Source organism: Hymenobacter fodinae (assembly GCF_004745825.1).
GTDB lineage: Bacteria > Bacteroidota > Bacteroidia > Cytophagales > Hymenobacteraceae > Hymenobacter > Hymenobacter fodinae.
In genome coordinates this window covers 1012512-1032160 of the sequence record NZ_SRLA01000002.1, presented here as the reverse complement: position 1 = coordinate 1032160, position 19649 = coordinate 1012512, and the positions used below count along the sequence as shown (strand labels likewise).

The following is a 19649-nucleotide window of genomic DNA, read 5'->3' as shown; positions in this document are numbered from 1 at the left end:
CGTATCACGTTATGAAATGCCACATTCAGAAAGAGCCGCTGGAAGCGGAGGAGTTTACGGCCCATACCTGGGGCGGGCCGCGGCAGCTGCGCAACCACTTTGAGCTTATCAGCATCCGGCAGGGCCGCGGGCAGTACAGCGCCGGTGGCCAGCAACAGTCTTATCAGCCGGGCCACCTGTTTCTGCTAGGCCCCGCCGACTCCTACACCTTTCACATCGAGGAGGCCACGGCTTTTGGGGTACTTCGGTTCACGGAGGCCTACCTGACCGGGCTTACAGCCACGGGCCTCTACCCCACCGCCTGGCAGCAGCTGCGCGACTATACCCTGCACGCCTCGCTAGGCCTAGGGGGTAGCCTGGGGCTTGATGCCGCGGCTCAGCAGCAGTTTAATGCCCTGCTCTCGCTGGTAATTGCGGAACACGGCAACCGGGGGCAGCCCTTCAACGACACGCTGGTAGAATCATTGATGGGGGCCGTGCTGAGCCTGCTGGGGCGCGAGCTCACGGCTCAGCCTCGGCGGCCGCGCCCCGTGCCTTCCTACGCCAGTGGCTTCGTGCAGCGGGTACTGGCCTACATCCGGCGGCGCATTACCGAGCCCGACTGCCTGCGCCTGGAGCGCCTGGCCGCCGAGTTTTCTTATTCGCCCAAGCACCTGAGCGCGCTGTTCAAGCAAGAAACCGGCGAGTCGGTAGGCCACTACATCTTGCGCTATAAGCTTAAGCTGGTAGAAGCTCGCCTGCAGCTCAGCACGCTCACCGTCTCGCAGATTGCCGATGAGCTGGCCTTCACGGACGTGTGCCACCTGAACAAGCTGTTCAAGAAGCACTACGCCACCACCCCCACCGATTACCGCCGCCAGCTGGCTGGCCTAACCGCCGCCCGCCTATGAAAACGGCCTCATCATTTGGGCTATACTCCCTGGCGGCCACCCAACCGCCCGAGCCGACTCTGCCGCCCCGTTGCTACACCCTACTGCTGACGGAAAGCGCGGGCTCTTTGGCGCCGGCTACTGGCCTAGCCGCGAACGGCAGCCGGCAACTGTACCTAGGTCGGCCCCACCACCATGCATTGCCTGCGGTGCCGGCCGGGGTGCGGGGCGAGGGGCTCTTTTTCACCGATGAGTTTGCCTGCCTGTCGGGGCGGGAGCGGGAGCTGCTACTGTGGCAACTGTTCCACCAGCCCGAGCACCCGCACCAGCCGCTGCCGGTACCCCCAGAAGTTGCCGCCGAGCTGGCGGCGCTGCTAGGCCACATGCAGCGACAGGACACCCACAGTACCATGCTGCGCGAGGAAATCCTGCGCTCCTACCTTCGTACGCTGCTCTGGTGCTGCGCACGCCTGCAGCAGCAGTCGGGCCACGCCCGGGCGGGGGTGCATAAGGGGTTGCTGGGCCGGTTTCAGCAGCTGCTGGAGTTGAACTTCACCCGCTGGAAATCAGTGGCCGAATATGCCGATCAGCTGCAAGTCACGCCCAACCACCTGAGCGTCAGCATTCGCAAAGAAACGGGGCAACCCGCAAGCGAACATATTCGCCACCGTATCATGCTGGAAGCCCGCCGCCTGATAACCCGGCGCGATGCCCCGCTGAAAGAAGTGGCCTACGAGCTGGGGTTTGAGGATGTCGCGCACTTCAGCAAGCTATTTAAGCGCTGCACTGGCACTACGTTCTCGGCCTTCAAGCAGGAGCTACAGGCACAGTACGCCGCACCGGGGCAGCTAGTGGCCTAGAGGGGCTTTCCGGTTCTGAGTGGCTCCAGTTGCGCCTAGGCCACTCAGAACCGGAAAGTCACGCGCGGCGACACGTACGTTTGGTTGAGGCCGGGACCCGATTCCCGCAGGAAGGCGCCCGCCCTGAAGTAGGTCAGGAACAGCTCCAGCTCCCAATGGCGCTGCACTTGCCAATCCAGTTCCGCCGTGAGCTGGTCGCCGATGTAACGCGCCTGGCTTGCGGAGCCCGGGCGGCTTAGCACGTACGGCACGCTATACAACCCATCGGTGCGGCGGGCGCGCCAAAAGAAGTCCCAATCTAGGCTAATGGCCACGCGGTCATCGGAGGTTGGGTACAGGGTGAGGACCGGGTGCACATCGCGCAGGTTGGCTGGACCAATGAGGGCCGCCTGCCCAAAGTACGCGCCCTTCGGGAACAACGGGTTAAAGGTTTGGAGGTCGGGCTGGTCAGGGTTCCGGTCGCCGCTGATGTGCTCAGTGCGGAGCTGCAGCAGGGGCCGCAGGGGCAAGTCCTTGAACAGATAGCCGAACTCGCCGGAAGCCGTCCAGGCCTGAATCTGGCCCCGTCCGAACTGCCCAAACTGGTATACGGCCTCAATGTTGTAGCGCCAGTTGCCGGGGGAGCCCCACCACCGCCCGCCTACCGAATGGCGGCGCTCCGGGGCGCGGCCCTGCTGGTAACGCGCCAGCTTGTTATCGAACCCCAGGTAATACAGATCCAGCCCGCCGGCCAGGGGCTTGATGGTTTTCACGCCGTACAGGCCCCAGAACCATACGTTGGGGTTGGGTTTGTCATCGAACACGCCCGGCTCAGTGGTGGCGGGCCGAGTCAGGAAGCCATCGAGGGCCAGCCCCGGCGTACGCCACAGCAGGCGCCCCCCATCAAAGGTTTGGCGCACGTTGGGCGCCTCCCGCCACGAAATCAGCCTCGACGACCCGTAGGCCATTTCCTGGCGCCCCAGCCGCACTGTGAGCGAGTGCGCGGCGGGGTCCCCAACGCGCAGATCTAGAAACGCCTGGTGCAGATCAAGCTGGTCTTTCTCAGTCAGCTCGGGCTCGAAGGATTTCCCGTGCACTAGGCCACTCTTCAGCTGCCCAAACACCCGCACGTGGGGGCCGGCGTGCCAGTCGGTGTGCAGCATGTAGCGCTCCAGCAAGTAGCCGTTGCGGTCTTCCGGGCCGGCTCCCCAGTCGTTGTGGCGCACGCGCACGTACTGCACCCGTACTTCGCCCCCCAGGCTCAGATAGCTCCGCTTGGAGCGACTGAGGGGGATGAACTTCACCGGGTCAAACAGATCGGGGCGCACCGTGGTAGTGTCGCTGGCCAGGTAGCGGTAGTCTTCCTGGGCGCGCTCCATGCGGTAAGCCGGGGGCGCCAGCAGGTGCTGGGCTTGGCCGGGAGTGGTGGCCGCCACCGCCAGCCCCGCCCCCAACAGGCCTAGCGCGCAAGTCCGAAACGCCCTCATCTTACCTACTTAAAAAGATGCTAGTGACGGGATGCCGGGAAGGCCCGCTGGTACTGCACCGGCGCAGTTCCGGGCAAGTGCAGAACCTGGGCCGCGCGCAGCGGGAAATACGGGTCGCGCAGTAGCTCGCGGGCCAGCACCACCAGGTCGGCTTGGCCGGTGGTGATAAGAGCGTTGGCCTGCTCCGGCGTGGTAATGAGGCCTACGGCGCCAGTCAGGATGCCCGTATCGGCCTTGATTTTCTCCGCGTAGGGGACCTGGTAAAGCGGCCCCACGCTGTCTTTGGGCGGGGCGCTGAGGCCTCCGGCCGAGGCCGTCACCACATCCACGCCGTGCTGCTGCAACACCGCCGCCAGCCGCACCGAGTCAGTGAGCGTCCAGGCGTGTTCTTCCGAGGAGAAATCCACCGCCGACAACCGCACCAGCAGCGGCATGCCGGCCGGAATTACGGCCCGAATGGCCCTTGCGGTTTCTAGCAGCAGCCGAATCCGGTTTTCAAAAACGCCGCCGTACGCATCGGTACGCTGGTTGGCGAGGGCCGAGTAGAACTGGTGAAACAGGTAGCCGTGGCCCGCGTGCAGCTCAATGGCATCGAAGCCGGCGGCCACGGCCCGCTGGGCACCGGCCGCAAAGTCACCAATCAACGCCTGAATCTCCGGTCCGGTCAGGGCCTCCGGAGTGTGCTGCTGGTCCAACGATACGGCGGAGGCACTCTTCGTGACCCAGCCGCCTTCGGCCGGAGAAAGGTAGTGAAAGCCGGCCGCCGGGTGGGCGTGGCTGCCCTTGCCGCCCGCGTGCCAGAGCTGCACGGCAACTTTAGCACCTTGTGCCTGCACAAACTCCACAATCGGGCGCCAGGCGGCCACTTGCGCCTCGTTCCAGAGGCCTGTATCGAACGGGGTATTGCGGCCCTCCGGCGACACGGCCGTGGCTTCCGTAATTACCAGCCCTACGCCCCCTACGGCCCGGCTGCCCAGGTGCACTAGGTGCCAGGGGCCCACCAGCCCGTCGGGGCTGCTGTACTGCTGCATGGGCGACATGACCAGTCGGTTTTTCAGGGTCAGGTCGCGGAGCTGCAGGGGCGAGAATAAATGCGTTTCCATTAGAGGACAGAGCTTAATTGAGGGCAGATTGGAGAGGAGCCGATTCCTGTTCGCGGCGGGCTTGCCGGTGCCACCCCAGCGCCAAAACCAGCAGCAGCACGCCCGCGCCCAGCACCACGCCCAGGCCCCCCAGCTTTGCAGCCACCGCCCCTGTCAAGCACCCTAGCAGAAAGGCTCCCATCACCAGAAACTGCTTGCGCAGCGAGGCGGCCGCCTCGGGGGTGAGCTGGGGAGCAGTCAGCCAGGCCACCACATCTAGCGTGGCCTGGGTTACGTTGCCCGTCATGACGGTGGTGGGGCCGTACGTTTCCTTGGCAAATAGGCGTCCGAAGGCGTTTTGCAGACCCATGGCAAACACCACCAGCAGGGCCGCTACCTGCCCTAGCGCGGCAGGGTGGCGGCTTTGCCACCCCAGCCCCACCACGAGTAGCCCGGCCATCAGCAACAGGCCGCCCTCCCAGAGCAATAGGGCGTAGCGGTTGGGGTGACGCCGCCCTACCCAGCGGCCCACTGCCACCGCCACCACAAACACCGGAAAGCTGCACAGCTTAGTCCAGGCGTGGGTGTCGGCGTGGTGCACCACATCATAGGCGAACACAATGAAGTTGCCGGTGACGTGGGCCGAGAACAACGAATCGGCGGCCACGAAGGTGACCGTGTCGCAGAAACCGGCTACCACCGTCAGCAGCACGCTCAGGTGCCTGATTCGTTTTTCCAGTTGAAGCGGCATAGGCTTAGAAGGTTAGGAGGCAGTGAGCACTGCCCACAAGTAGTGGTCGGCGGAGTAGGTGCCGGGACCCAGCACCAGTAGCAGCAGAAAGCAAATGGTATAGATGTAGGGCACGTCGCGCACCGCCAGCGCATCGTGGCGGTGCACCACGAAGTACCCAATGGCCGTGACGCCAATGGTGGGCAGCACCGCCAGCCGCGTGGCCACGCCCAGCACCACCAGGGCCGGCACCACCGTATCGGAGAAGGTAGCCACCAGCTGGTTGAGGGCAGGCGGCAGGCCTAGCGGATTGGGCACCACCTCTGCCGCGGCGCCAGCCTCGGGCCGAAACTTGCGCAAGCCGTGCACCCGAAACAGCTCTACCGCCAGCAGCACCCGAAAAAGCAGCAGTGCCCCGTTGTTGAGCGGGTTCCCTACGTCGGAATACAAGAGGGTTGTCAGAAGGTCTTCCAGCATGATGCGTTGATTTAGTTGCCTAGCACGATGCTCCACTCCTACCCACCTTACCTAGGCCAGGAAGCAGAGACACAGCTAGGCTAAAAGGCGAAGCACGAGCACCCCAGAGCCCCCCAGAATCCCTGATAGTTGGTGACTGGCACGTTGCTGAGCCGGGCTTTTTCGTGTTGATGGCCGTGCACGCCACAGCTGCCTATGCACTGGTGCACAGCTAGCAGCAGTTGCTGCTGGGCCAGGCGAGCCTCCGGGCTGTCGGCAGCGGCGGGGCGGTTTGCCGTGACGCGGTAAGCGGGATTGGCGGGGTAGTAGCCGTTCGACAACGCCGTGGGCGACCAGTCGGGCAGGATGGGCAGGGGCTCGGGGCTGTGTCCGCTGAAGCTTCCCCTTGCATACACAATGCGGCCTCCTACTATGGTCATTTCAGCTTCAATCTGCTTGATAGCTTCCTCCTCCACGGAGAAATAATCCTGGTCCAACACCGTCAGGTCGGCGAGCTGGCCCACTTTAATGCTGCCCTTCTGCTCCTGCTCATTCGAGAACCAGGCGCTGCCGCGGGTGTAGAGCTCCAGGGCCGTTTCGCGACTTAGGCGGTTTTGCTCGGGGTAGAGGGCTAGGCCACCCACGGTGCGCCCGGCGGTCAGCCAGTAAAGCGCCACCCAGGGGTTGTAGCTGCTCACGCGGGTGGCATCGGTGCCGGCGCCCACGGGCACGCCGGCAGCCAACATGCGCTGAATAGGCGGCGTGTGCTGGGCGGCCTCGGTCCCGTAGCGGTCCACAAAATACTCGCCCTGAAAGGCCATACGGCTCTGCACGGCAATGCCGCCACCTAAGGCTTTTACCCGGTCAATATTGCGCTCCGATATGGTTTCGGCGTGGTCGAACAGCCAGGGCAGGCCATTGAACGGAATATCTCGGTTCACCTTCTCGAACACGTTCAGAAAGCGGGTGATGCTCTCATCGTAGGTGGCGTGCAGGCGGAAAGGCCAGCGGCGCTCCACCAGCAGGCGCACCACGCGCTCCAACTCGGCGTCCATGGTGTCCGGCAAGTCGGGCCGAGGCTGCAGGAAATCCTCAAAATCGGCCGCCGAAAACACCAGCATCTCCCCGGCGCCGTTGTGGCGGTACATGTCGTCGCCCTGGTAAAGCGTTACCGATTGGGTCCAGGCGTCAAAGTCCTCGTACTCCTGCTTGGGCCGCTGGGTGAACAAGTTGTAGGCAATGCGCACGGTGAGCTGCTGCTGGGCGTGCAGCTCGTTAATCACGGCGTAGTCGTCGGGGAAGTTCTGAAAGCCCCCGCCCGCATCAATCACGCTGGTAATGCCGAAACGGTTCAGCTCCCGCATAAAATGCCGGCTGGAGTTGAGCTGGTACTCATGGCTGAGCTTGGGCCCTTTCGCCAGCGTGGCATACAGAATCATGGCGTTGGGGGTGGCCAGCAGCAAGCCAGTAGGCTCGCCGCGGCTGTCCTTCTCAATCTGGCCACCGGGGGGCGCGGGCGTATCGCGAGTGTAGCCCACCGCCCGCAGGGCCGCCCGGTTCAGCAGGGCGCGGTCGTAGAGGTGCAGGATGAACACGGGCGTGTCGGGGGCCACGGCATTCAGCTCGTCCAGCGTTGGCATGCGCTTCTCGGCAAACTGCTGCTCGGTCCAGCCGCCTACCACCCGCACCCACTGCGGCGAGGGCGTGCGCGCCACCTGAGCCGCCAGCAGGCGCATAGCATCGGCCAGGGAGGGCACGCCGTCCCAGCGCAGCTCCAGGTTGTAGTTCAGCCCACCCCTGATCAGGTGAATGTGCGAGTCGTTGAGGCCCGGAATGGTCCGCTTGCCCTGCAGGTCAACCTGCACCGTGTCGGCACCCGCCAGCTGCATAATGGCCGCGTCGTCGCCGACGGCCACGAACCGACCATCGGTAATGGCCACGGCCGTGGCGGCGGGTTGCTGCGCATCTACAGTATGAATGCGCCCGTTGTAAAGAATCAGCTGAGCGCTCATGCTTATTCGCTGACGGCCGCTTCGTGCTTCACCATGTGGTGCGCGTACTGAATGCCGAGGCCATAGCTGGCCCCGTACTTCTTCATGAGGTCGGTTACGGCCACGTAGGTTTCCTGGCGCGCCCAGTCGCGCTGCAGCTCCAACAGGTACTGCACCGCCGTAACGGGGCGCACACCAGCATGAATCATGCGCTGCATAGCGCGCTCGTGCGCCTCCGCCGATACGTCGCCGCAGGCATCGGCAATTACATACACTTCGTAGCCCTCGGCCAGCGCCGAAAGCGCGGGCCCCACAATGCACACGCCCGTCCAGAGGCCCGCCAGCACTACCTTCTGCTTGCCTTTGCCCTTGATGGCGTTGTAGGCCGCTTCATCTTCCCAGGTGTTCATACTGGTGCGGTCGAGGTAGCCCGAGGTGGCCTGGGGGTAGAACTCTTCAATTTCGGGAAACACGGGGCCGCTGAAGGACTCCTCGGCCACGGTGGTTACCACGGTGGGTACGTTGAAGATGCGGGAAGCGCCGGCCACAATAGCCGTGTTGGTGCGCAGCTCAGCCATGCTAATACTGTGCGTGGCAAACGCCATCTGGCCCTCAAAATCAATGAGCACAAGCGTGTGGTTGCCGGGGGTGAGCAGTTGGGGAGAAGGTTTCATAGCGCAGAAGAGAGTTAAATGATAAAAGATGAGCCCCGGCACTTGAGCTGTGGCAAACGGCTGCTAGGCCACACCGGAGGGTAAGGCAAAGGTCTCGGCGTGGGCCCGGCGGCTCCATAGCTGAATCCTGCAATCAGAGGTATATTTCATGGATTGCCGGAAGCGACCCACCCAGAGGGCCCCTCTTCTTCGCTATGCTCTCCTTTTCGCCGGACACCTCAACCAGAAAGCATACCTCCGAATGCAGGATTCAGCCATGGCCTCAGGGTGGCCTAGGCGCGTGCTTTGCCGGTACCAGCGGCTTGTGCTCATTCCCTTGGGCGCGCCTTCTCCGTAGAGTACTGTATGCATCAAGAACCACTTCACACGGCCGGCCAGCCCCTGTCTGCGGCTTCCAAGGCCCTCATCATGCTGCACGGCCGGGGCGCCAGTGCCGCCGATATTCTCTCGCTGGCCACGCACCTGCACGTCCCCGATTTTGCCCTGCTGGCTCCACGGGCCACTCAAAACACCTGGTACCCGTATTCGTTTCTGGCCCCGCTCCCGCAAAATGAGCCTTGGCTAACCGATGCCCTGGCCGCCGTAGGCCGGGCAGTAGCTGCCGCGCAAACGGCTGGCATCGCCGCTGAAAACATTTACTTCTTGGGCTTCTCACAGGGAGCCTGCCTCACACTGGAGTACGTGGCCCGTCATGCCACGCGGTACGGGGGAGTGGTGGCGTTTACGGGGGGCCTGATTGGCGACCAGCTTTACCCAGAGCACTACGCGGGCGACTTTGCCGGCACGCCCATCTTCATCGGAACCAGCGACCCGGATATGCACGTGCCAGTAGAGCGAGTGCGCGCCTCCACCAAGCTGCTTACCACTTTGGGCGCGCAGGTCACCGAAAAGGTGTATCCCAACATGGGCCACACCATCACCCACGAAGAAATAGAGCTAGCGAACAGCTTGGTTTTCGGACGTTAACATCATCTCCCACCCCACTTCTTTCCTTCTCCCATGGAACCTCGCATTCTAGGCCTGCACCACGTGACGGCCATTGCCGGCAATGCCCAGCGCAACTTCGATTTTTACACCAAAATCTTGGGCCTGCGCTTCCTCAAGAAAACCGTCAATTTCGACGACCCCGGCACCTACCATTTTTACTTCGGCGACGAAACTGGCTCGGCGGGCACTATTCTCACGTTTTTCCCTTGGGAGCACATTACGCCGGGGCGGCGTGGCATTGGGCAGGCTACGGAAGTAGGGTATTCCGTACCCGCGGGCAGCTTTGAGTTCTGGATAAAGCGCTTCGAGGAGCACGGCGTGACCTACAATAAGCCCAGCGAAAAGTTTGGAGAGCAATACCTCACCTTCCTCGACCCCGACGGACTGAAGCTGGAGCTCATCGTATCGAAAACCGCCGACCCGCGCACACCCTGGACTACCCCAGAAGTAGGCGCCGACGTGGCTACCAAGGGGTTTCACACCGTCACGCTGACGCTGGCCAACATCAAGGCCACGGCCGAAATTCTGACGGACGTGTTTGGCTACACCCTGCAGGAGCAGCACGTAAATCGCTACCGCTACGTAACCGACACGGTGCAGGGGGCGGCCTACATCGACCTGGTAGAAGTGCCCGGCGAGGCGCGCAGCGTAACGGCCGGTGGCTCGGTACATCACATTGCCTTCCGGGTAAAAGATGATGCCGCAGAATTGTTCATCCGCCAGAAGCTGATTGAGAAAGGCTTGCAGCCTACTCCTCAGATTGACCGTGACTATTTCCACTCGGTGTACTTCCGCGAGCCGGGCGGGGTGCTGTTCGAAATTGCCACCGAAAACCCTGGCTTCACTGTGGACGAACCCTTGGCTGAATTAGGTACGGCCTTGAAGCTACCCAAGCAGCACGAGCACCGGCGCAAGCAATTAGAAGCTTCTCTCCCGCCTATTCACTTGTAAGAGACGCTTGGCGAACGGCCTAGCACACTTTCTAAAAGCACGTCATCCTGAGCCCAAGCGAAGGATCTTGTCACATTAGCACGAGGCGCTAGGCTTGTCGTTCAGGCGTGAGAAGATCCTTCGCTTGGGCTCAGGATGACGTGCTTTTTGGTTCTAGATAAGTAGAGCCCCTTTCAGCAATTGGTTATCCTTTATTATCAAACACTGGCTCGATGCGGCCATCGGCTCCTACTTGCAGGGCAGCTTCATAACGGTTACCGCTTTTGCTGGAAATGAAGCCGCGGATAACACCGGTTTTGCCTTTGCGCAGAAGCTGGTTCATTTGGGCATCGGTGAGGGTTTTGCCGCCCCACTCAAACGGGGCCCGGAACTGGCAGTCCTCACGGAAGCGGGAGCAGCCCCAGGCACTTTTGCCTTTCAGCATCTGGCCCAGGCGACACACGGGGCAGGGTATCTGGCCGGGGTCTTGGGCAGTGGTGGGTTTGCTTTCGGCCGCCCGCACCAACTCCAGAGTATGCTGAGGCGTGAGCTTGATGGCGGCGCCAAACTTATTGCCGGCGTCATCCAAAAAGCCTTGCATAACCTGCGTGCGACCTTTTTTGAGCAGGTCGCCGACTTGCTTATCGGTGAATTTCTTGCCTTCAAACTCAATAGGCAACCGTAGGCCACAGCCCTCGCGCCAGCGCGAGCAGCCAAACGCCGACTTGCCCCGCAGCACATGCCCACTGCCGCAGGCCGGGCACTGGCCTAGCGCCCCCGGTACGGCCGGGGTTGCAGCGGCCTTAGGAGCAGCCGGACGAGCGGCAGCTGTTTTACTCGCTACCGCAGTTTCTGAGTTGGCTACCGTTACGGCGCGGCCGGAGCCGTCTTGCTTTACTTCCTGGACCATCTCCCGCACCAGCTGCTTCAACTCGCCCAAAAACTGGTCCGACTGCAACTCGCCGCCTTCAATTTGGCGCAGCTTCCGCTCCCACTGCCCCGTCAGCTCCGCCGACTTTAGCGTGGGGTTGCGGATCAGGCCGATGAGTTCAACGCCGGTGGGCGTGGGCACAATCTTCTTCTTGTCGCGCCGGATATAGCCGCGCTTGAACAGTGTTTCGATGATGGCGGCGCGGGTACTGGGCCTGCCGATGCCGTTTTCCTTCATGGCTTGGCGCAGTTCCTCATCATCCACGTTGCGACCGGCGGTTTCCATGCCGCGCAGCAGCATGGCCTCGGAGTACTCGCGCGGGGGCTGGGTTACTTTCTGGTCGAGGCGGGGCTTGTGGGGGCCGCTTTCACCTTTCTCGAAGTTGGGCAGCACGGTATTTACTACATCGTCCTCGCCCTCCGTGCCGGGCGCTTTGGGCGCTGAAGGTGCTTGCTGCTTCTCCGGGTCGCCGTACACCACGCGCCAGCCGGGGTTCAGAATCTGGCGGCCACGCACCCGGAACGGGTAGCCGCCGGCCTCGGCGGTAACGGAGGTGTTCGAAACTTCACAGTCGGGGTAGAAAGCCGCCAGAAAGCGCCGCACGATGATGTCGTACACGCTTTGCTCGTAGCCGCCTAGGCCACCCGCGCTGGCTCCCGTCGGGATGATGGCGTGGTGGTCGGTGACTTTGTTGTTGTTGAACACCTTGCCCGACTTCTTGATCTTACCAGCCAGCAGCGGGGCCGTGAGCGTACTGTATGCACTTAGCCCACGCAAAATGCCGGGGATTTTGGCATACTGATCGTCGGGCAGGAAAGTGGTGTCTACGCGCGGGTAGCTGACCACTTTCTTCTCGTAGAGCGCCTGCACGGTCTTAAGCGTATCCTCGGCGGAGAGGCCTAGCTGGTTGTTGCACTGCACCTGCAACGAGGTAAGGTCGAACAAAGAGGGCGGCGTTTCCAGGCCCTTCTTGATTTCGACGTTGGTCACCGTCAGGGGCACGTCTTTCACGGCGGCCAGGGCCACATCGGCCTCTTCCTGGCTCACGAAATAGCCGCGAGCTTTCAGGCGGGCCTTTTCGTCGGGCTCGTCGTCTTCGCCTTTCCCTTTCTTGGGGGGCGCTACGTGGCTGAACATGGTGCCCCGGTACTCGGTTCGCAGCACCCAGTAGGGCTCGGGCTTGAAGTTCTGGATTTCGTGATACCGATCTACCAGCAGGGCCAGCGTAGGCGTTTGCACTCGCCCAATGCTGAGCACTTGGCGCTGGCCGGGCGCATACTTCAGCGTAAACAGGCGCGTGGCGTTAAGGCCCAACAGCCAGTCGCCAGCTGCGCGGCTCTTGCCGGCCTGGTACAGGTTATCGAACTCGGCACCGTCGCGCAGGTTGGCAAACCCCTGCCGGATGGCCTCTTCGGTGAGCGAGGAAATCCAGAGGCGCTTGAAGGGCTTGCGATACTTGGCTTCCATTAGCACCCAGCGCTGAATCACCTCTCCCTCCTGCCCGGCGTCGCCGCAATTAATCACCTCCTCAGCCGAGGCCAGCAGGTTCTTAATCACATTAAACTGACGCACTACGCCGTCGTCGCGGCGCATGAGCTTGATGCCGAATTGCTCGGGCATCATGGGCAGGTCGTGAATGCTCCAGCGCTTCCACTCGGGGCGGTAGTCCTCGGGCTCCCGGAGCTGGCAGAAGTGGCCGAACGTCCAGGTAACCTGGTAGCCGTTGCCCTCGAAGTAGCCATCCATTTTGCGGTTGGCACCCAGCACCTGGGCAATTTCACGGGCTACGCTAGGCTTTTCGGCAATGCAAACTTTCAAAATCGCTGAATCTTGCTGAGTGTACTGATGGCGCCGACCGTAAAGTCAGCCAAGAATCAACAAAGATAACAGGAGAAAAAGTCGGTGCCGCGCCCCAGATTATTCCTGGCGCATGAGCCTGCGGCGGTAGTGGCCTAGGTGTTGGTTTAGGAGGCCGAAGCCATGCGCAAATGGCCGCTGGCCGTCAGAAAGCGGTAGCGTACCTCATAAAAGCCAATATCAGCGGCTCGGTCTAGCAACGTTACGCTCTCAATTTCAAATGGTATCCCCCGCGAAACAACTCGTACCGGGTTCAGGCTACGCTGCAATGTAATTTCCTCGCGGGCCATGTTAAGGGCGGCATCCTCCGTAGAGGCCTTTACACGCACATAAAACAGGTTGGCCATTGGGAACTGCATGTGCTCCTGAATCTCTCCGTCCCAGTTGTCGAAATTATCTAGCTCCTCAGGGAATACACCTTCGTAACGCTCATTGAGTACCCGCTGCTTCACTTGGTGGTAGGCCACCGTGGTGTTCATGTGGTGCGTCAGCAGCTTGATCAGGTGGTCTACGCTTAGGTTAGGAGCTTGCCCCACCAGCTTGCTCCGATAGTAGAGCCCATAGCTGTCTGAGGCTTCGTTGTGGGCAATAACTACCCCAGTTTCAGCGGCTACTTGCTGCAGCTTCTGGTCGTAAGAAGCCTGGTTGGTGAGCAGCTGGCCCCACTCTTGGTTGGGCTGCATAATGACGCCAAACTCATCTGGGGGCGTGAGCAGCATGGTGGCGGCATTGTCGCCATCGAACACGCGGGGGTAGTATTTTTTCAGCTGGCTCAGGCTCAGGCTCGCTACCCACAGGGCGAGCGTAGTCCGGAGCAGACAAAACGTGCCCGTACCATTGCTTACCTGATAGCCGAGGCAGCTACTGGCATTGCCCTGGTGTAAGGGCAAGCTGATAACTTGGGCTTCCTGGCTCCCGCTGAGACCCGAAAACTTGGGGTGGCCCTGATCTTCTAGCTCGAGCATGTACAAACCAAACGGAATGTACTCTTGTGGTTCATTTTGGGTCTGGGACCTGGGTTTGGTATTTTGCTCACGCAGTTCGTTGGCGAGCTGCATGAGCGCATCATAAGAAAACAGCCGTTCGAACTTACGTAACCCAGGCATACCTGCGGGATCTATTATTGTATTTTTCTGCAATATATTACGTTGTTTCTAATCTACCGCAATTAATAATGCAATATTGAGAAGATATAATTATATTGAATAAATACTATATTCATAAGTGCATCAACATCGCATAGTTAGCTTATTTAAGCATCACCAAAACCATCCCAAAAAGGGAATTATCCGCGACACATCATTTTGCATACAGTCTCATTATTTACGTATAATACTGATATTCAATAAATTATATATAAACTAAATCTCGTCCTTACCGAAACAGAATCTGCCAGCGTTCTATGGGCTTGTGTGAAGCTTTGCGCCCCTACTATGGCCTATGTAGAAAGAGCCTCTTCTTATTAAGCCATTCTGTGAGTAAGTGCACCTCGTTTAAGACATAAGTAGCCTCCCAATGGTCAAATAGCTTTCTTCTTGGACGGAGCACTGCTCAACTTTAAGGCACCCGGTTTCGTGTTCAGTAGACTCTTTGCTTTACCTGTTTGGGTACTTTGCCGCTAGGCCTATCCTGGTTTTCAGCAACCCTTGGTTAACCAGGCTGCGTAAAGCCCCGCGTAGTATTGTTTCCGCTGCCTCTATGGAAGCCCCCGCTGTTCTTGCCGAAATAGAGTTACCCACCCCCGCTACCGGCCTCAAGGCCTGGGCCCGGGTGGGGTTTGCCTGCATTGGGTTTGTGCATCTGGTGCTGGGAGGCCTGGCTACTATGGCAGCCCTGGGTGTGCGCGGTAGCAATACCCCCAACCAACAGGAAGTTTTCCAGACTATTCAGCATATGCCGCTAGGCCAGCTTCTACTGTGGCTAGTGGCCGCGGGTTTGCTGGGCTACGTGGCTTGGCGGCTAGCTCAAGCCTTTCTGGACACCGAAAGTAAAGGCACAACCGTGCTGGGTATGGCCGTGCGGGGCTTTTATTGTTTTAGCGGGCTCCTTTACGGCTTACTGGCCTACTACGCCGGCAAAATGGCGTGGTATGGTCATTTGCCGAGAAGTTCAGAAGCCAGCCGCTCGGCCTTACAAAACCTCCTGCACCGCCCGCACGGCCAAACCGTTGTAGGTATAATAGGCCTGGTACTGCTCAGCGCCAGTGGCATTCAACTGTTCCGAGCTTGGTCGGGCAAGTTCGACACAGACGTTAACTCCCGTCCGTTTACCTCCTTGCAACGGCGCCTGGTGTACCATATGGGCCAAGTGGGGTATAGCGCCCGCGGGGTAGTACTGGGCATTATGGGATATTTCTGTTTTATGGCCGCCCAGCACGCTAATGGCACTGAAATCAGGGATACGGAAGGGTGCTTCAATGCGCTGCAAGCTATGGGCCCGCACGTATTGGGAGTTGTTGCCCTAGGCCTAGTTATCTATGGCCTATATATGCTGGTGCAGGCCCGCTTTCCTATTCTGCGGGGCTTATAGCTCGTGTGGCGAGTTAGAGCTATAGCCTATTAATACGGGGAGCTTATCAGCAGACAATCAACCATTAGAAAGAGAATCTACGTACCTACAGCTGAAGTACCGGTTTTCCTCTGATTCAATTGTGTATGTGGATTATATTTTCGTTGCTGGCTGCTTTATCGGCGGCAGTGGTTGTCACGCTTTCCAAAGTCGGAGTCAAGAACATCGAATCGAGTTTGGCCTTTGCCATCCAATCGGTGCTGATTCTTACAGTGGCCTGGAGCGTAGTGGCCTGGCAGGGGCATCTGCCCCAGGTAGCCCAAATTGACCGCCGCACCTGGTTGTTTCTGATTGCCGCCGGTATTGTTACCTGCCTCTCTTCCCTGTTTTCGTTTCAGGCGCTAAAGCTAGGCCAGGCTTCCAGAACTTCCTCCTTCGATAAAATATCCCTGGTGTTTTCTATCCTGCTGGCCAGCGTGTTTCTGAAGGAAAAGCTGACTTGGCAGGTACTCCTGGGTGCCACCCTTATGGCTGGTGGGGCCATTCTGATTGCTTTTTCCAAGCCCTCGGCCAGTTAAGATGCAGGCCGGGCCTCACCCACAATAGCCCGTGGGGCCTACTTTATTCCTAGCACAGGAATTTCATCTTATCCGTGTTTTCCTCTTACTCCGCCTCTCCCATACACCCGCCCCTATTGCCCATGCTACCTATTGCACTCACCCGAAATAGCCTCTCGTATTCTGAACCATATAGCCAGCCAATAAAGCCCGCCGTCGCCCAAGCTACCGGTATAGTTACACGGCGCGCGGCACCTACCAACGAAGGTGCCTGTTGGCGGATTCTTTTATCATCACGGCAGCCCAGTAGTCTGCCCGTTGGCTGCTCCGTATCAATTACTACTTCTTAACGGTCTGCCGCCTGCCCTCACTCTTGGCTGCTTTCTGCGGCGAGCCATGCACTTTCTGCGCTGGCTTCTCGGGGGGCTCTCCGAGTCAAACAGGCCCAGCAAGCCCCGCCTCAGCAGTGCATTCGGGCGGGAGTATCTGCCCACCCCGCGTGGCGGCGGCAATAGCTATCCGAAGCAGCCATTGGCTGCCAGTTTTCCCGCTTATTTCTTATTTCCGCAACTGTATTCGCCTTTTATCTGGTATGATGCCCTTGCTGTATTTTGAAAACGCCATGGGGCGCGTGTTAGAGCATCCAAACGGCTACGCGCTTATTCGCTATCATGCCGGCAAACGCACATTGGCTGACGTTCAGGACCTGCTTACCAACCTGGGCCGATTACTGCAGAAGCGCGGTTGGTTTAAGCTACTCAGCGACCAACGTTTGCTTAGCCCACTATCGGAGGAAGAGCAGGCTCTGATTCTGGATTACTGGCAGGCCCGGCAGTTTATGTTTGGTGCAACGGTGGGAGCCGTGCTATTGGCGAACAACCACAACACGCGTCTTTCCTTTGCCCGCGTCCGGGAGCAGGCGCACGGTTCACTACGCTATCATCAGTTTGACAGTGAGCTGGCCGCAGACGTGTGGCTTCGCCAGTTGGAACGGTAGCAGGTAAGAGTCAGCTCAGCGGGCCGGTGGTCAGACTTCTGGCTTGCAACAGCCTAGGCCACCCTGCCTCTGCCCAAAAGTAATTTACGGGCCAGCAATTCGTGCTTAACAGGCGTTAGGCCTGTTTTTTAGCTCCTGTGGCGGGCAGCGCGCAGCCCTAGCCTGCTTTCGGAAGAGCACATAACACGTGGATATGCTGCCGTACTAACTTAATATTGGGGCCCGCGTAGTCTCTTTCCCCACTCATCTGTCATTTTTGCCATGCCTCTATCCTCTATTCGGGCTGCTTTTGAGCAGCAGTTCCAGCATCAGCCACTATTGGTGCGCGCCCCTGGCCGCGTAAACCTGATTGGCGAGCATACGGATTACAACGGTGGCTTTGTATTGCCCGCCGCCATCGACCGGGAGATTTACTTTGCTGTTGGCCTCAACGGAACCTCGCAGATTCGCTTGTATTCCTATGATCAGCAGGAATCCTTCCAGACCGATGTTACGGCTGTGCAGCCCAGTGACACCCAATGGGCCAATTACTTGCTGGGCGTAGTGGCGCAGTTTCAAGGACAGGGCCTTGATGTGCCCGGCTTCGACTGCGTGTTTGGCGGCAATGTGCCTATTGGAGCGGGCCTGTCGTCCTCGGCGGCGGTGGAGTGTGGCCTAGCCTTCGCCCTCAATACTTTGCTCAACACCAACCTGGAGCGCATGCAGCTGGCCCGCATGAGCCAACTAGCCGAGCACACTTACGCCGGCGTGCAGTGCGGCATCATGGACCAGTTTGCCAGCTTGTTTGGGCAGGCGGGCCACGTGGTACGGCTCGATTGCCGGTCGTTGGAGTACGCCTATTTCCCCTTCGATACCGAGCACTATCAACTGGTGCTGTGCAACTCGGGTGTGAAGCATTCCTTGGCTAGCTCTGAGTACAACACCCGCCGCCAGGAGTGCGAGCGGGGCGTAGCCATATTGCAACAGTATTACCCCGAAGTGCAAAGCCTGCGCGATGCTACGCTGGCTCAGCTAGAAGAGCACCGGGCAGAATTGGGCGACGTGGTGTACCGCCGCTGCAGCTACGTGGTAGAAGAAAACCTGCGCGTAGAAGCAGCCTGCCAGAGCCTCGTGGCCGGCGACCTGCGCGCTTTTGGCCAGCAGATGTATGGCTCCCACGCCGGCTTGCGCGACAAATACGAAGTAAGCTGCCCCGAGCTGGATGTGCTGGTGGAACTGGCCCAGGAGTTTACGGGCGTACTAGGCTCACGCATGATGGGCGGCGGCTTTGGCGGTTGCACCATCAACCTGGTTGAAACTAGCCAGGTAGCCGCCTTTGTGCAGCACGCCACGCAGGGGTACCAGCAGCGCCTGGGGCTGCCCCTCGAAACCTACCAGACCACCATTACGGCTGGCGTGGGCGTACTGGAGGCTAGTGTGGCCTAGGCCACTAGCAGCATGGCCTAGCGTCCGGTTCTCTTTTCTTCTGCCAGCCAGTGGCGGGCAACTCACATCAATAGCATGAGTAATTTCAATCCGACGGAACAGGCGCACCGGCGCTTTAACCCGCTCAATGGCGAGTGGATTCTGGTATCGCCGCACCGTTCTAAGCGGCCCTGGCAAGGTCAGCAGGAGGCCCCCGACCGTAGCCAGCGCCCCACCTACGACCCCACTTGCTACCTGTGCCCCGGTAACACTCGCGCCAACGGCGAGGTGAACCCCAGCTACGAGGGCACCTTTGTATTCGACAACGATTTTGCTGCCCTCACACCTGACGTACCCACCGGCACTACCGATATCGGAGGGCTGCTGCGCGCCGAAGCGGAGTCGGGCGTGGGCCGCGTGATTTGCTTCTCGCCCCGCCACGACCTGACCCTACCGGAAATGAGCGTCATGGACATCCGGCGGGTAGTGGATGTGTGGACGGATGAGTACCGCACCCTCGGTGCCCGGCCCGACATCAACTACGTCCAGATTTTTGAGAACAAGGGGCAGGTGATGGGCTGCTCTAACCCCCACCCCCACGGCCAGATCTGGGCCCAGCGCACTGTGCCTGGTGAGCCAGCCAAGGAAACCATTCAGCAACTGGCCTACTTCGAGAAGAACGGCCGCAGCCTCCTCACCGATTATCTGGCCATTGAGGAGCGCGAGCAGCAGCGCATAGTATTCGAGAATGACCATTGGGTGGTGCTGGTGCCCTATTGGGCCATCTGGCCTTTCGAAACGCTGGTAATGCCGCGCCGCCACGTGCAAGACCTCACCCAGCTCACCGACGCGGAAAAAGATGCCCTGGCTGAAGCCGTACAGCAGCTCACCATCCGTTACGATAACCTGTTCCAGACCTCCTTCCCCTACTCTGCCGGCTTGCACCAGCGCCCCACCGATGGCCAAGCTCACGAAAGCTGGCACCTGCACATGCACTTCTACCCGCCTCTGCTACGCTCGGCTACAGTCCGGAAGTTTATGGTGGGCTACGAGTTGCTCGCTAACGCTCAGCGCGACATTACACCAGAATACGCGGCGCAGCGCCTGCGCGAGCAGTCAAACGTGCATTACAAGCAAACCTTAGATACAGCCCAAGCGCCCGAACAGGCCTAGTAGCATTTCTGGTTCTCCCCTAGAACGTCATCCTGACGCAGTTACGTTTAAAACGACTGGCTCAGAACAGCTCGTTTAAGTATGAGAAGATCCTTCCTGCGTCAGGATGACGTGTTGTGGTAGACTAGACAGAGTCCATAGTATACTTTGCATGGCAGTCTTTTGCTTAGACTACCC

Annotated in this window: 17 protein-coding genes; 9 read left to right on the top strand and 8 right to left on the bottom strand. The window is 59.9% G+C overall.

Translation table 11 applies throughout. The annotated features are described in order from the left end of the window. The first annotated feature begins 11 nt into the window (after positions 1–11). Entirely contained in the window at positions 12–890 is an 879-nt protein-coding gene (locus tag EU556_RS11710; protein ID WP_167855552.1) for a helix-turn-helix domain-containing protein, read from the top strand. Then, complete coding sequence (locus EU556_RS11705) at positions 887–1729, top strand: helix-turn-helix domain-containing protein (protein WP_135434286.1); 843 nt, start codon at positions 887–889, stop codon at positions 1727–1729. Before EU556_RS11710 ends, EU556_RS11705 begins: the two co-directional genes overlap by 4 nt. 44 nt (positions 1730–1773) lie before the next feature. On the opposite strand, the gene EU556_RS11700 is transcribed toward EU556_RS11705, so the two are convergent. The 6 genes from EU556_RS11700 to EU556_RS11675 all read right to left on the bottom strand — a co-directional run bounded on the left by EU556_RS11700 (position 1774) and on the right by EU556_RS11675 (position 8128). Beyond that, positions 1774–3195 (bottom strand): alginate export family protein, encoded by a 1422-nt coding sequence (locus EU556_RS11700; RefSeq protein WP_135434285.1) that lies wholly within the window; start codon positions 3193–3195, stop codon positions 1774–1776. Between the two features lie 20 nt (positions 3196–3215). Then, positions 3216–4298, bottom strand: a complete 1083-nt coding sequence (locus tag EU556_RS11695) for an NADH:flavin oxidoreductase/NADH oxidase (protein WP_135434284.1) — start codon at positions 4296–4298, stop codon at positions 3216–3218. Positions 4299–4311: 13 nt separating this feature from the next. Beyond that, on the bottom strand, positions 4312–5028 hold the full coding sequence (locus tag EU556_RS11690; protein ID WP_135434283.1) for a YoaK family protein: 717 nt from the start codon (positions 5026–5028) through the stop codon (positions 4312–4314). Positions 5029–5040: 12 nt separating this feature from the next. Continuing rightward, positions 5041–5484 (bottom strand): DoxX family protein, encoded by a 444-nt coding sequence (locus EU556_RS11685; RefSeq protein ID WP_135434282.1) that lies wholly within the window; start codon positions 5482–5484, stop codon positions 5041–5043. Positions 5485–5564: 80 nt separating this feature from the next. Beyond that, positions 5565–7475 carry an amidohydrolase gene (locus EU556_RS11680; RefSeq protein WP_135434281.1) on the bottom strand — a complete coding sequence of 637 codons (1911 nt, stop codon included), beginning with the start codon at positions 7473–7475 and terminating at the stop codon, positions 5565–5567. A gap of 2 nt (positions 7476–7477) precedes the next feature. Further along, a complete protein-coding gene (locus EU556_RS11675; protein ID WP_135434280.1) occupies positions 7478–8128 on the bottom strand; it encodes a hydrolase in 651 nt (216 codons plus the stop codon). Positions 8129–8473: 345 nt separating this feature from the next. Here EU556_RS11675 and EU556_RS11670 point away from each other — a divergent pair, with 345 nt between their 5' ends. Beyond that, positions 8474–9094: an alpha/beta hydrolase gene (locus EU556_RS11670; RefSeq protein WP_135434279.1), complete on the top strand. Its 621-nt coding sequence runs from the start codon at positions 8474–8476 to the stop codon at positions 9092–9094. A 33-nt stretch (positions 9095–9127) separates the two neighbouring features. After that, entirely contained in the window at positions 9128–10066 is a 939-nt protein-coding gene (locus tag EU556_RS11665; protein WP_135434278.1) for a ring-cleaving dioxygenase, read from the top strand. 184 nt (positions 10067–10250) lie between these two features. Here the strand turns inward: EU556_RS11665 and EU556_RS11660 are convergent, their stop codons facing one another. Together EU556_RS11660 and EU556_RS11655 are read right to left on the bottom strand one after the other, a co-directional pair. Next, entirely contained in the window at positions 10251–12794 is a 2544-nt protein-coding gene (locus tag EU556_RS11660; RefSeq protein WP_135434277.1) for a type IA DNA topoisomerase, read from the bottom strand. Between the two features lie 146 nt (positions 12795–12940). Next, positions 12941–13939 carry a hypothetical protein gene (locus EU556_RS11655; RefSeq protein ID WP_135434276.1) on the bottom strand — a complete coding sequence of 333 codons (999 nt, stop codon included), beginning with the start codon at positions 13937–13939 and terminating at the stop codon, positions 12941–12943. A gap of 592 nt (positions 13940–14531) precedes the next feature. Here EU556_RS11655 and EU556_RS11650 point away from each other — a divergent pair. From EU556_RS11650 to EU556_RS11630, 5 genes are all read left to right on the top strand, one after another. Then, positions 14532–15362, top strand: coding sequence for a DUF1206 domain-containing protein (locus tag EU556_RS11650; protein ID WP_135434275.1), 831 nt, complete (start codon positions 14532–14534; stop codon positions 15360–15362). A 125-nt stretch (positions 15363–15487) separates the two neighbouring features. Beyond that, positions 15488–15919, top strand: a complete 432-nt coding sequence (locus tag EU556_RS11645) for an EamA family transporter (RefSeq protein WP_135434274.1) — start codon at positions 15488–15490, stop codon at positions 15917–15919. 571 nt (positions 15920–16490) lie between these two features. Further along, a complete protein-coding gene (locus EU556_RS11640; RefSeq protein WP_135434273.1) occupies positions 16491–16895 on the top strand; it encodes a hypothetical protein in 405 nt (134 codons plus the stop codon). A gap of 261 nt (positions 16896–17156) precedes the next feature. Beyond that, the gene (galK, locus tag EU556_RS11635) at positions 17157–18320 is read left to right on the top strand and encodes a galactokinase (RefSeq protein ID WP_135434272.1); all 1164 of its coding nucleotides are present in this window, start codon (positions 17157–17159) and stop codon (positions 18318–18320) included. Positions 18321–18395: 75 nt separating this feature from the next. Then, positions 18396–19472: a UDP-glucose--hexose-1-phosphate uridylyltransferase gene (locus tag EU556_RS11630; RefSeq protein ID WP_135434271.1), complete on the top strand. Its 1077-nt coding sequence runs from the start codon at positions 18396–18398 to the stop codon at positions 19470–19472. Positions 19473–19649: the final 177 nt, after the last annotated feature.